The organism is Nonomuraea solani (genome assembly GCF_900108335.1).
Lineage (GTDB): Bacteria > Actinomycetota > Actinomycetes > Streptosporangiales > Streptosporangiaceae > Nonomuraea > Nonomuraea solani.
The window spans coordinates 854,008-866,941 of sequence record NZ_FNVT01000003.1 but is presented as its reverse complement, the minus strand read 5'-3'; the positions used below and the strand labels follow the sequence as shown (position 1 = coordinate 866,941).

Genomic DNA, 12,934 nt, shown 5'->3' with positions numbered 1-12,934 from the left:
GCGGAAAGTATCCTCAGAGTTCACTGACCTGCCTCTCAAGCGTTTCCAAGTATGTGGCCAGCCCGACGAGCCCGGCGTCGTCGCCCGGTGCCGGGCCGTAGAGTGCGGCGCCGACGTCTTGGGCGTCCTGGGCCGTACGGGCGGCGAGGGCCGCGACGATCTCGTGCCGGCCGGCCCCCGAGCCGAGCCCCAGCCTAGGCGTGAGCCGGTCGATGGTGCCCTCGCGCAGCGCGTCGGCGGCGCGTTCCCTGGCGCGTCTGGCGCGGTAGAGCCGGCCGCGGCCCTCGACGGTCTCGGCGGCGCGCACGATGACGGGCAGCTTCTCCGTGACCACGGGGCCCAGGCGCCGGCCACGCCAGTAGACGGTGACGGCCAGAGCGATGATCGCCATGTAGATGGCCCAGCGGATGCCGCCGGGCATCAGCTCGTACATGGACTTGCCCTCTTCGCCGGGCAGTCGCGCCGCGGGCGGGGTCTCCGGGCGGACGAGCCAGGTGACGGCCTTGCCGGTGCCGATGAGGTTGAGCGCGAGCGCCGCGTTGCCGTCCTCGGCCAGGCGCTGGTTGCTCATGAAGGAGCCGTCGCCGACCACCGTGGTGACGCCGCCTTCCGGGTTGGCGAACCTGACCAGGGTGTGCCCGTCATCGGCGGGGTAGCAGCCGGTCGAGCCGGACGGACCGCGCATGATCGCGCCGCCCAGGTGGGCGCTGCCGGCCGCCGTAGCCGCGGGCAGGCCGCACTCGGGCTCGCGCGAGCGGGTGCGCGCCTGGCCGGGCTCGGTGCGCACCCCGGGGGCCAGCAGCTCCATGCCCAGGACGTCACCGACGATCAGGCGGTCACCCGGGACCTCGGCCAGGCCGAACTCGTCGATGAACGTGGTGTCGGTGATCAGCAGCAGCCGGTCGCCCGTGCCGGCCTTGCCGGCGGCGGCCTGCGCGGAGTCGACCCTGTCGACGGTGACGCCCCGGTCGCGCAGCAGCTCGGCCAGCGCCTTCGAGCCCGCGAACGAGGTGTCTGCGGGGTCGAGCGGCCGGGAGGGGCCCTGGTCGGGCCTGAGCAGGACCCCGAGGACGGCGGCCAGCACGACGAGGGCGCCGAGCAGCACGAAGAGCCGGCTGGAGCGCCAGGTGGAGCGCGCCGTGGGAGACGTGGAGGAGGACTCCCCGGTCTCACCGGGACGGGTGAGGACGCTCATGCCACCCCTCCGGCGGCGACGAGCGGAGCGGGGCGGGCCTGGCCGAGCCGGTCGTCGAGGCTGGTCATCGACTCGTAGGACTCCCTGGTGCCCGGCACGCCGCCGTAGGTCACGTCGTCGAACGAGCGCGCCGCCGCGGCCAGCTCGCCGGTGAAGGCGGGCAGCGACACCGCGGCCTCGGTGGCCAGTTCGTGGGCCGTGCGGCCGGGCATGCCGTCGACCAGCGCGCGCTCCTCCAGGTCGCGGGCGATGGCGCGGAGGCGTTCCTGGACGGCCTCCGTCCAGTTGCCCTCCGTGGCCAGCCGTTCGGCCGCCTGCCGGTGCTCGGCGGCGCTCATCGCCCGCTCCCCGAACAGCCCGCCCGCGGCGAGCCCCCGCTTGCGGGCCGTCTTCCGCAGCCGCCAGGCGACCAGGATGATCACGCCGAGCAGGATCAGCGTGATCAGCACGGAGGCGATGATGCCGCCGGTCGAGCCGCCGCCGGCGGCGGCGTCGAGAAGGTCGCCGAGGAACTGCATGACCCGCCGGTAGATCTGGTCGAGCAGCGACTCTTTGGCGTATTCGGGCTTGAGCAGCTCGCCCGCGGCCTGACGCGCGGCCTCGTCCCTGCCGATCGGGGTCACGGCCTGGCCGAGTTGGACGGGTGCCAGAGCTCGTCGGCCGAGGCGTGCACCCAGCCCTGGCGCTGCTGCTCGATGGCCGCCGTCTGCAGCACGAGGTCGAACGCCTCGCTGCGCATGCGGCGGTCGGCGTACAGGAGACCGGCGACCCCGGCCTCGAACGGATAGGTGAACATCGCGCCGAGCGTGGCGCCGATCGCGATCAGCACGGCCGAGACGATCGCCGTGGCCGCCGAGCTCGTGCCGAACATGCCGAACGCGGTGCCCGCCAGCGTGAAGGGCACCGTCAGCACGCCCGCCACCAGCCCGACCAGCAGGGAGGTGAGCAGCATGATGCCGAGCACCCGCCAGAAGTCGCCGGTCACGAGGTGCCAGGAGCGGCGCATGGCATCGATGGGGCCACGGCCCTCCAGCACCACGGCGGGCGAGGCGAAGGCGAAGCGGGTCCTGAAGAACAGGTAGTAGGCGATGTACAGGACGATGAACACGATGGTGATCAGGGCCAGCCAGCCGAGGTCGCCCGCGCTCGTGGCGTTCATCGCGAAGGCCACGACGATCAGCGCGTAGACGATCACCGGCGCCAGCATGATGGCGGCCATCAGCCCCACCACGCCGAACAACGCCGGCACCCGGCCCTTGACGAGCTGCCACGCCTCGCCCGCGGTGAGGTTGCCGCCGAAGACGGCCCGGCCGAGAATGCGGGTGATCACCCCGGTCAGCAGCGTGACCACGACGAACTGCACCGCGTAGGAGATCAGCGTGCCGCCGTATTGGGCGGCCAGGCCGTAGAGGCTGGTGAGGTCACCGGCGGCGGCCATGTTGTCCGGGTCGCGCAGCGCGCTGCCCGCGGCGTTGAGCACGAACGCCTGCCCGACGGCCAGCGGCACGGCGGCCAGCAGGGCCGCCACCGCGGAGAGGCCGAGCACGGCCTTGGGGTTGGACCTGATCAGTTTGATCGTGCCGTCGAGGATGTCGCCGAGGCCCAGCGGGCGCAGCGGGATGATGCCCGGCCTGAGCGCGGGCGGGGGCATGTAGCCGTATCCTGGCTGCTGTTGCGGATAAGGCGGATATGGTGTTTGGGGCCCGGGCCCGTAAGGCGCCTGCTGTTGCTGGGGCGGCTCATGGGGCTGCCCGCCGGGCACCTGTTGCTGCGCGCCAGGCGCGGTCCACGGGGAGGCCGGCGGGGCGCTGTAGGGCGGGGGCTGTTCGGCCGACCAGCCTGATGGCGTCTCGGGCGAGGGACCGTGACCGTCTGACATATCCCAATCCTGGCACGCTGAGCGGGGCATTGGTGTCACAGAGAGGATTCGCCGCCCGATCTAGCCCGCATTCCCGGGCGAATCCGGGCAAGCTTCCCTTCCGGGGATGGCCGAAAGTCGCTCTGTTACCGCAGACTGAGATTGCCGGTCGCGGCGGACCTAAAATTCGCCTTTTGTAGGGCTCGAGTCTCACTCATGGGCCTGCTAAGGGTAACCTTCAGCGATCGTGCGGGTATGTCCCACAATGCGTAGAACGAATGAGGGGCCATGAAAGGTCGCGTGCTGGTCGTCGACGACGACGCCGCTCTCGCCGAGATGCTGGGGATCGTGCTGCGAGGGGAAGGCTTCGAGCCGTCATTTGTCTCCGATGGCGACAAGGCCCTCGACGCTTTCCGGGATACACGCCCGGATCTGGTGTTGCTCGACCTGATGCTGCCGGGGGCCGACGGCATCGACGTCGCGCGGCGGATCAGGGCCGAGTCGGGGGTTCCGATCGTCATGCTCACCGCCAAGAGCGACACGATCGACGTCGTGCTCGGGCTCGAGTCGGGTGCCGACGACTACATTGTCAAGCCGTTCAAGCCGAAGGAACTGGTGGCCAGGGTGCGGGCGCGGTTGCGCCGTACCGACGAGCCGACCCCCGAGATCCTGCAGATCGGCGACATCACCATTGACGTGGCCGGCCACTCGGTCAAGCGCGGCGAGGAGACCATCAACCTCACGCCGCTGGAGTTCGACCTGCTGGTGGCCCTGGCCCGCAAGCCGCGCCAGGTGTTCACCCGCGAGGTCCTGCTGGAGCAGGTGTGGGGTTACCGGCACGCGGCCGACACGCGGCTGGTCAACGTGCACGTGCAGCGGCTCAGGGCCAAGATCGAGAAGGACCCCGAGCACCCCGAGATCGTCGTGACGGTGCGCGGCGTCGGCTACAAAGCCGGCCCCGCCTAACCGTCGCCTCGCCCCGCCATGCCCCCGACGAAGAAGAAGAGAGCCCGCCGACGTACACTCCGCCAGATCCTCGGCGGCGTGCGCCGGCGGGTGCGTCGTGCGGCGGGCAGGGTACGCCGGATCTGGCGCCGCTCGCTCCAACTCCAGGTGGTCACCAGCACGCTGGTGATCTCGGTGATCGTCGTGGTGGTGCTCGGGACGTTCCTGTTCGGCCAGATCAACAAGTCCGTCGTGGACAGCAGGAAGCTCTCCGCCACCAGCGAGGCGTTCGCCGACCGCCTGCAGATCGCCGACGCGCTCACCCCTGAGGCCGACAGCGAGACCGAGCCCGCCGACGGCGGCAAGAAGGGCGCGGCCAACCCGCTCGACGACGTCATGGACGTCGTCACCGGCTCCGGCGAGGGCGGCTCGGAGAAGCGCTACGACGTGCTGATACTCAACCTGACGGCCCCGGGCAAGTCGCGGGCCTCGGGCAGCGTGGTGCCCGGCGACGTGCCGATGGGGCTCAGGCTGAGGCTGCTGGGCAACATCAGGGAGTACAAGTACGACAAGACCTCAGGCTTCACGCAGGAGATCAAGTTCGCGGGTGAGAGCCAGGCCAGGCTCACGTACGTGGTCGGCGGCATCGTCCACATCCCGGCCACCGGTGAGAACTACGAGGTCTACCACTTCTTCCCGTTCAACGAGGAAGAGGAACTGCTGGTCAACGTCAGGCTCGCCATCGTCGTGGTGGGCATGGGGCTCGTGCTGCTGCTGGCGGCGATCGCGTACCTGGTCACGCGGCAGGTCGTCTCCCCGGTACGGCTGGCGCGCGAGGCCGCCGAACGCCTCGCCTCCGGCAAACTGGACGAACGGCTGAAAGTACGCGGCGAGGACGACCTGGCCAGGCTGGCGAACTCGTTCAACGAGATGGCCGTCAACCTGGCGCTGAAGATCCACCAGCTCGAAGAGCTCTCGCAGGTCCAGCGGCAGTTCGTCTCGGACGTCTCCCACGAGCTGCGCACCCCGCTGACGACCGTGCGCATGGCCGCCGACCTGCTGTACGACGCCCGCGAGGACTTCGACCCCATGGCCGCCCGCTCGGCCGAGCTCATGCAGGCCCAGTTGGAGCGGTTCGAGTCGATGCTGGCCGACCTGCTGGAGATCAGCCGCTACGACGCCGGCGCCGCCACGCTCGACCTCGACCCCGTGGACGTGCGCGACGTGGTGCTGCGGGCGATCGGCGACTCCGAGGCGCTGGCCGAGCGGCACACCACCCGCTTCGAGCTCAGGCTGCCCAACGAGCCGTGCATGGCCGAGATCGACAACCGCAGGGTCGAGCGCATCATGCGCAACCTGCTGTTCAACGCCATCGAGCACGGCGAGGGCCGCGACATCGTGGTCACCGTCGGCGCCGACCGTGACGCGGTGGCCATCGCGGTGCGCGACCACGGGATCGGGCTGAAGAACGGCGAGGACACGATGGTGTTCGACCGGTTCTGGCGGGCCGACCCATCGCGGGCGCGCACCATCGGCGGGACCGGGCTCGGGCTGGCGATCTCGCGCGAGGACGCCGCGCTGCACGGCGGGTGGCTGCAGGCGTGGGGGCAGCCGGGCGAGGGCTCGCAGTTCAGGCTGACGCTGCCCAGGCTGGCCGGGGCCGACCTGAAGGGCTCGCCGCTGTCGCTGGTGCCGCCGGAGATCGAGATGCGCCGTACGTGGCGTACGGCCATGACGCCCGTGCTGCTGCCGGCGTCCGGGGACGGGGCGGACCATGACGAGGATTAGGCGGTTCGTCGCGATCACCGCCATCGCGGCTTCCGTGTGCTGCTCGGGGTGCACCGTGATCCCCGCGAGCGGCCCGTACACCGTGGACGAGGCCGGCGCGGGCGACCCGCTGAGCAAGCCGTTCCAGCGCATGATCGCCATCGAGCCCCAGCCGTCCTGGAGCCCCGAGCAGACGATCAGGGGCATGCAGGCCGCCATGGCCGCCTACCCCGACGACCCGGAGACGCTGCTGAAATACCTGACCCCCAAGGCGCGGGCCAAGTGGAACGCCTCGGGGCCGGTGGCGGTGATCGAGGACCAGTACGAGGTGGTGCCGGACGCCTCGCGTGACGGCACGGAGACGGTGCAGAAGGTCTCGATCAAGGGCCGCTGGGTGGCCGCGATCCAGGAGGACGACTCGTACCTGCCCACGGTGGGAGGGATGGACAGGGTGTACGACCTGGTCAAGAACCCGAAGGGCGGCTACCTGATCGACGCCCTGCCCAACGAGCTCGTGCTCACCGCCTCCGACGTGGCGCGGGCGTACCGGCCGACTAATCTCTACTACCCCAGCCGCAACACCCAGGACAGGCTCGTCGTCGACCGCCTGCGCCTGCGGCTGAAGCCGACGGAGAGGTTCGCGCAGACCGTCCTTGAGCGGCTGCTGGAGCCGCCGACCGGGGCCCTGCAGGGCGCCGTGCTGTCGAGCTTCCCGCCCGGCACCAAGATCGAGTCGGTCACGTCGGGGGAGGAGCGCGTGGTGATCAACCTCTCCGGCCCGCTCGACCTCCTCGACCTGAGCGCCGAGGACGCCCTCAGGGCCCAGATCAGGTTCACCCTCAACAAGAACGACATCGCCAAGGGCCGCATCATCGAGATCCAGGTGGACGGGGAGCCCTACACCGTCGACCGGCCCAACTCCGACGAGAACTGGCTGAGCAACGGCGGCGAGAGCGCCTACTACATCAGCAAGGGCGCGCTGCACTCGCTGGGCAAGGACGGCCCCATGGGCGCGGTGCCCGGCGCGGCGGGGGAGCCGCGCGAGGGCTACGAGGACTTCGCCCTGTCCAAGGAGAGCAACGCCTCCATCGCGGCCAGGACGGCGACCGGCATCTCCGTGGCCGGGCTGACGCAGGAGGGGCGCTGGCAGGAGGTCATCCCGGGCACCGACCTGACGCCGCCCACATGGCATCGCGACGGCTCCCTGTGGACCTACGACCGCGCGAACGCGGTCCTGCTGCGGTACGACCCGGCCGGCGGGCGCGGGGCCGAGCGGGTCGCGGCGCCCAAGCTGGTCGGGCTGGACGTCACGAAGCTGCGGATCGCCAGGGACGGGGTACGGGTGGTGGTGGCCACCGGGAAGAACACCGTGCAGATCGGCGCGCTCACCGGTGAGGGGGCGGGGATGATGCTGGGGAACTTCCAGGCCCTGACCACCACCGAGGAGAGCGACGAGGTCGTCGACGTGGCCTGGGAGGACGACGAGCACGTGCTCGTGCTTGTGAAGAGCAGCAAGGCGGTGCAGATCCTCAACCAGATCAACGTGGGCGACGGGGAGACGGTCGGTGTGCCGCTGAAGGATCGGCTGGAGTCTCTGGCGGCGCTGGAGGACCGGATCCTGGCGGAGTCGACGACGGACAAGGGCACCAAGATCCTGGAGCTCAACCAGGACCGGCAGAACTGGACCCCCAAGGTCGAGACCAACGCCGGGGCGCCGCTGTTCCCGCTGGGCTGACCCTTCCTGATATTTGTCGGTGCCGGTCGGCATGCTGGGCCGTGTGCTGAGCGCCGTGCTGGATCTGGTCCTGCCTCCCTCGTGCGCGGGCTGCGGCGCCAAGGGGGCGCCGTGCTGCCCGGGCTGCCGGTCCGCGCTGGCCGGGACTCCGGCGCGGCGCGATCCCGTGCCGGCGCCCGCCGGGCTGCCCGGCTGCTGGTCGGCCGCGCCTTACGAGGGCGTGGTGCGCGCGACGATCGTGGCCTACAAGGAGCGCGGCGCCGTGTCGCTGGCCGGGGTGCTGGCGGAGGCCGTGGCGCGCACCGCCGTGACGGCCTTGGAGCGTACGGGGGCCGCGCGCGGGTGGGCGGCCGGCGGGTTCGCCGTCGTTCCGGTGCCCAGTGCCCGTAGGAGCCTGCGTGACCGGGGGCACGATCCGGTGGGGCGGCTGGCGGTGCTGGCGGCCCGGCGGCTGCGGGCATGCGGGCTGCGGGCCGAGTCGTGGGCGGGGCTGAGGCAGGCGCGGCGGGTGGCGGACCAGGCGGGTCTGAGCTGCGCTGAGAGAAGCGCGAACCTCGCCGGGTCACTCCAGGTCGACCGAGGCGCGAAAGGCCCTCCAGCGGCCTTTGCGCTGCTCCTGGACGACATTGTCACGACCGGCGCCACGCTCGCGGAGGCGGCCAGGGCACTGCGCTCGGCGGGGCTGCGAGTGCCGCTCGCGGTGACCGCAAGCGCGACACGCCGAAGATCTTGAAAGTTGTGCGGTAACGGTGAGTAAAGAAAGATCCAAATCGTGAACCTGGCCCGGAGGTCACATGTCTCTTCCCTGGCGGCGGCGGTGGGGCAGCTCAGCGGACGGGAGGCCCGTACTCATAAGGGATGCCGATCGGTTAAACAGGGCAGCGGAAGGCGCTTACCGCTCTTGACAAAATCACGGATAGTGATCCTTTGGCCAAGGCTCCGGCTGACATTCGTGCTGGATGCGGATAGCGTTCTGACATGGCACCCGTTCGGGTCCGTGGTTGCGCAGGGCCGGGGTCCCCGGCTCTGCTAGCCGATGCCAGCCGCAGGCAAAACGGTCCACGTAAGGCGACTCTTTGTCGACCGATCACGGTGCGGCTTAGGGGTAAGTCCTGCCTTCCCGGGGGTCCAGATGTCCCCCGTCAGAAGAGAAGGGCAGTAGTGGCAACAGAGCCGCGAAATCCTCAGCAGGCGGATGTGGGGTCGAAGACCAGGTCGGCCGGGCGGGTGCCAACCGAGTTCCCGGTGATCTCCAGTCGGAAGAGGGTAACGGTGACAGGAAGGCAGACAGAAGACCCCGCCCGGCATGCACGTCGTCGGGCGCTCTTGCTCAGTCGTTAGACGAAGGGGGGCTGTTGCATGGACATCATCGTCAAGGGCCGGCACACAGGAGTGAGTGAGCGGTTCCGAGACCACGTGACGACCAAGCTGGCCAGGATCGAACGTCTGGACAACAAACTCATCCGAGTCGATGTGGAGGTGTCGAAGGAACGCAACCCGCGCCTCGCCGATCAGCGAGAGCGTGTCGAGCTCACCATTCACTCCCGAGGACCGGCCATCCGGGCCGAAGCCTCGGCCGACGACCGATTCGCAGCCTTCGACGTAGCCCTCGACAAGCTGGAAGGTCGCCTGAGGCGGCTGGCCGACCGGCGCAAGGTCCACCACGGCAACCACTGCCCGCCCTCCGTGGCCGAGCTCACCGCCACCATCCCCGACGTCGCCGACCTCGCTCCGCGGACGGCTCCCTCCGTCCCCCAGCAGGCCGAGCTTGACGAGGACGAGCTCCAGCAGAAGAGCGACCAGCTCTATGACGACATCGTCCCGATCGAGATGGACGGCGACGGCCCGCTCGTCGTGCGCGAGAAGTTCCACCGGGCGGAACCCATGACCATCGACCAGGCCCTGCTCGAGATGGAACTGGTCGGACACGATTTCTATCTGTTCCGTGACAAGGAGAGCGGCCAGCCGTGCGTCGTTTACAACAGACGTGGTTACAACTACGGCGTGTTGCGGCTCGTAGAGCCCTGATCGCGCGCTAAAAGATCTTCTCGACCACCCGAGAACCGCGGTTCACGTGCCATCATGGCGGTTCAACGGCTCTGGCCCCCCGACGAGGAGGAGACGTGAGCGAGCTCAGTCAGGTTCAGTCGAGCGAGCGCAGCGAGGGAAAGGCAGTCGCGAGGCGGATCAAGGAGACCTTGTGACCGAGTCTGACGAGGTTCGCATGTCAGCGAGCGAGCCGATCCGCGTGATGATCGTTGACGATCACGAGCTGATCAGACGGAGCCTGGCCCTGGCGCTGGCGGCCGAGCCCGACATCGAGGTGGTCGGTGAGGCGAGCGACGGGCAAGAGGCGGTCGAACTGGCCGATCGCCTCATGCCTGACGTCGCGCTCATGGACGTGCGCATGCCGCGGCAAGACGGGATCGAGGCGACGAAGGGCATCAAGGCCTCCGTGCCGAGCACCCGGATCATCATGCTGACGGTGAGCGACGAGGAAGAAGATCTCTTCGAGGCCATCAAGGCAGGGGCCACCGGCTACCTGCTGAAGGACGTCCAGATCAACGACGTGCCCGCGGCTGTGCGCGGCGTGCACGAAGGCCAGTCGTTAATCAACCCGGCGATGGCGGCCAAGCTCATCAGCGAGTTCGCGAACATGAGCCGCAAGGAGTCGGAGCGGCCGCCCCAGCTTCCCGTGCCCCGGTTGACCGATCGGGAGATGGAGGTGCTGAGGCTGGTGGCCAAGGGCATGAACAACCGCGAGATCGCCAAGCAGTTGTTCATCTCCGAGAACACCGTGAAGAACCACGTGCGCAACATCCTCGACAAGCTACAGCTGCATTCGAGGATGGAGGCCGTGGTGTACGCGGTGCGGGAGCGCATGCTCGAAATCACCTGAGCGGTTTGGTGCGCGAGTGCGGCCGATCCACCATCCCGGGATCGGCCCTCCGCCACGCCCGCCCACGCCCTTGGGGCCGGCCCTCTGCGACGTTCTGCGCGATCCCCACTCCTGATCAGCTCACCGCCCTTTGATCGGCTCACCGCCATCTCCTCGCGCGATCCCCACTCCTGGGCCAGCTCACCGCCCCTGGCCGGCTCACCGCCGCCGGGTTGGGTCGTCGCCATCTGGGCCGGTTCACCGCCACCTCTGCCTGCGATCCGCGATCGGGTCGGCTCTCCGCCGCTTCGGCGCGCGATTCGCGATCCCGGATTGCGCGTTCCGGCCGATCCAGGCCCCGGCACGGCCGTGCACAGACCCGCTCCTGGGCCCGCCTCGTCCGTGGCGTTGCGTCAGTGGCGTGGCGTGCGGCCGGCCCTCAATTGGGCGGTGGATCCCGGCCGGGCGGTGACCCCAGCCGGGCGGTGGACCCCAGCGGACCCAGTGGCCCCAGCCCGGCTTGTCTGCGGTTGTCGTGTGTGGCGGACCTTGGTTCCGGGTCCGCTCTTTCGTCCCTCTGCGGTCCGGTGAGTGGCGGGCCCTGACTGCTTCGGGCCCGCCTGCCCCCTTGGTGGTCAGGGTTATGCGGTGAGGGTGCCGATCAGTTCCGGGGGGTCGGCGCGTTCGACTCGTACGGAGTCGCAGCCCACCCATTCGGCGGCCGTCCACAGGGCCTCGCGCATGGCCTCGCCCCAGCGGGCGGCCGAGAGGCCGGGCTCCAGGCTGAGTTGCCTGGCCACCAGCGTCCTGCCCTCGCGGGCCGGGTCGACGCGGCCGATCAGGCGGCCACCGGCCAGCACCGGCATCGTGAAGTAGCCGTGCACCCGCTTGGGCTTGGGCACGTAGAGCTCGAGCGTGTACGTGAAGCCGAACACCCGCTTCGTGCGCTCCCGATGCCAGATGAGCGAGTCGAACGGCGACACCAGCGTCGTGCGGTGCCGCCCGCGCGGCTCGGCGGCCAGGGCCTCGGGGTCGGCCCAGGCGTTGCCCATGCCCTTCTTGCCCGGCCAGCCGGCGACGGTCACGGGCACCAGGCCGGCCGCGCCACTGAGCAGCACCTCGTCGAGGATCGCCGCGTAGTGGCCCTTGAGGCGCAGGAAGTCGATGAGGTCGGTCCGGTTGGCCACGCCCAGCGCACGGCCCGCGATGGCGGCCAGGCGCACGACGCACTCCTCGTCGGACGGCTCCTCGGCCAGCAGCTCGGCGGGCACCACGCGCTCGGCCAGGTCGTAGACGCGACGCCAGCCGACGCGGCGGCTGCAGACCAGCTCACCGATGTCGAGCAGCCACTCCAGGCCGATCTTGGAGTCGGACCAGTCCCACCACGGGCCGCCGTTCTTGGCGCCGCCCACGTCGGAGGTCGTCAGGGGGCCCGACTCGCGCACCTGGTCGAGCAGCTTCTCCACGCCGTCGGGGACCTCGTGCCAGCGCTGGCGCCTGGCGCGGAAGGCACGGCGGCGGAACGAATAGAGCGGCCAGTGCTCGATGGGCAGGATGCAGGCGGCGTGGCACCAGTATTCGAAGCTCTGGGCGGGGTTGTGCCAGTAGGCCCGCTCGATCTTGGGCCGGCCGACCGCGCCCAGCCGGGCATACGCGACCAGCTCGTGGGAACGGGCCAGGACCGAGATCGTGTCGAGCTGCACGGCGCCGAGCCTGCGCAGCATGGCGTGCGGCCCGCCCTTGCGCGCGTCGGCGCCGATGAACCCCTGCGAACGCAGGACGATCCGGCGCGCCTCGTCGGCGGTCAGGTCGGTCACGACGGTCATGTCGGCGATTCGGTAGGGCGATGCATGCGAGCAATCTAGCGGCGGCCACCGACAAAACCGGAAGAGCCCTCACAGAGCCAGAGCCGGTGATGGGAGGGGCGGGACGGGGTGAGCGTCAGACGCGCGAGAAAACGGACCATACGGGACGTTCGCGGCGCTGGGAGCGCAACCCGAGGGGGTGCTCGTGGTGCGTGGAACCTTCGGGGCGCTCGCGGCGTTGTACATGACGGTCGTCCTGACCGCGTGATCGCCATACCCGAAGCGCGCCGCGCCCGAGCGAACGGCCGCGTACCGAACCGGACGGTTGTCGTACCGGAAGGGCCGGAAGGGAAGGGTGCGCGTGAAAACGGCGGGCGGCCCGTTGGGGTGGGCGCCCGCCGGACGGAGCCGACCTAGCGGTGATCTTCAGCGCGCATGCCCACCCGGGGCGCGTCGATCACGACATCGGTGAAGATATCGAAGACGAGGGCGAGGACACCGCCGATGACGAACACGCCGGCGCCGATCCAGACGAGCGTCCAGTTGGCGGCCGTGAGCCCGAAGCCGGCCACGATGGTTCCCACCACCATCACCGTCACCGCGAGCCACGAGGATGCCCGTCCGCCGTGGCTGCCGAGATTCTCCGTGTGCTCCGACTTCTTCCCCTCAACCATGCCCAATCCTTCCTTTGCCGGATATCCCGCTTATTGGCGCGAGCCGGCTCTCAACCGGCATACCCTCTGCCTTGCCC

At 69.9% G+C, this 12,934-nt stretch carries 11 protein-coding genes; 6 read left to right on the top strand and 5 right to left on the bottom strand.

The window, feature by feature from the left end; genetic code table 11:
* Positions 1 to 13: 13 nt before the first annotated feature.
* Genes C4V41_RS15020 through C4V41_RS15010 form a run of 3 tightly spaced genes read right to left on the bottom strand, consistent with a single transcriptional unit; the run spans position 14 to position 2,846 of the window.
* The gene (locus C4V41_RS15020) at positions 14 to 1,195 is read right to left on the bottom strand and encodes a DUF4350 domain-containing protein (RefSeq protein ID WP_103956417.1); all 1,182 of its coding nucleotides are present in this window, start codon (positions 1,193 to 1,195) and stop codon (positions 14 to 16) included.
* Positions 1,192 to 1,818 (bottom strand): DUF4129 domain-containing protein, encoded by a 627-nt coding sequence (locus C4V41_RS15015; RefSeq protein ID WP_103956416.1) that lies wholly within the window; start codon positions 1,816 to 1,818, stop codon positions 1,192 to 1,194. Before C4V41_RS15015 ends, C4V41_RS15020 begins: the two co-directional genes overlap by 4 nt.
* Positions 1,815 to 2,846 carry a glycerophosphoryl diester phosphodiesterase membrane domain-containing protein gene (locus C4V41_RS15010; RefSeq protein WP_235030125.1) on the bottom strand — a complete coding sequence of 344 codons (1,032 nt, stop codon included), beginning with the start codon at positions 2,844 to 2,846 and terminating at the stop codon, positions 1,815 to 1,817. Before C4V41_RS15010 ends, C4V41_RS15015 begins: the two co-directional genes overlap by 4 nt.
* Before the next feature lie 495 nt (positions 2,847 to 3,341).
* Between C4V41_RS15010 and mtrA the strand changes: the two genes are divergently transcribed.
* The 6 genes from mtrA to C4V41_RS14980 all read left to right on the top strand — a co-directional run bounded on the left by mtrA (position 3,342) and on the right by C4V41_RS14980 (position 10,399).
* On the top strand, positions 3,342 to 4,019 hold the full coding sequence (mtrA, locus tag C4V41_RS15005; protein ID WP_043620615.1) for an MtrAB system response regulator MtrA: 678 nt from the start codon (positions 3,342 to 3,344) through the stop codon (positions 4,017 to 4,019).
* An 18-nt stretch (positions 4,020 to 4,037) separates the two neighbouring features.
* Positions 4,038 to 5,786, top strand: a complete 1,749-nt coding sequence (gene mtrB / locus C4V41_RS15000; RefSeq protein WP_103956414.1) for an MtrAB system histidine kinase MtrB — start codon at positions 4,038 to 4,040, stop codon at positions 5,784 to 5,786.
* Positions 5,773 to 7,500, top strand: coding sequence for an LpqB family beta-propeller domain-containing protein (locus C4V41_RS14995; RefSeq protein WP_103956413.1), 1,728 nt, complete (start codon positions 5,773 to 5,775; stop codon positions 7,498 to 7,500). Before mtrB ends, C4V41_RS14995 begins: the two co-directional genes overlap by 14 nt.
* A 31-nt stretch (positions 7,501 to 7,531) precedes the next feature.
* A complete protein-coding gene (locus C4V41_RS14990) occupies positions 7,532 to 8,233 on the top strand; it encodes a ComF family protein (protein ID WP_200823979.1) in 702 nt (233 codons plus the stop codon).
* Between the two features lie 626 nt (positions 8,234 to 8,859).
* Positions 8,860 to 9,528 carry a ribosome hibernation-promoting factor, HPF/YfiA family gene (gene hpf, locus C4V41_RS14985; protein WP_103956412.1) on the top strand — a complete coding sequence of 223 codons (669 nt, stop codon included), beginning with the start codon at positions 8,860 to 8,862 and terminating at the stop codon, positions 9,526 to 9,528.
* Positions 9,529 to 9,700: 172 nt separating this feature from the next.
* Complete coding sequence (locus C4V41_RS14980; protein WP_456093852.1) at positions 9,701 to 10,399, top strand: transcriptional regulator; 699 nt, start codon at positions 9,701 to 9,703, stop codon at positions 10,397 to 10,399.
* A gap of 620 nt (positions 10,400 to 11,019) precedes the next feature.
* On the opposite strand, the gene C4V41_RS14975 is transcribed toward C4V41_RS14980, so the two are convergent.
* Together C4V41_RS14975 and C4V41_RS14970 are read right to left on the bottom strand one after the other, a co-directional pair.
* Positions 11,020 to 12,204: a winged helix-turn-helix domain-containing protein gene (locus C4V41_RS14975; protein WP_103956411.1), complete on the bottom strand. Its 1,185-nt coding sequence runs from the start codon at positions 12,202 to 12,204 to the stop codon at positions 11,020 to 11,022.
* Positions 12,205 to 12,596: 392 nt separating this feature from the next.
* Entirely contained in the window at positions 12,597 to 12,857 is a 261-nt protein-coding gene (locus tag C4V41_RS14970; protein ID WP_103956410.1) for an HGxxPAAW family protein, read from the bottom strand.
* Positions 12,858 to 12,934 lie beyond the last annotated feature (77 nt).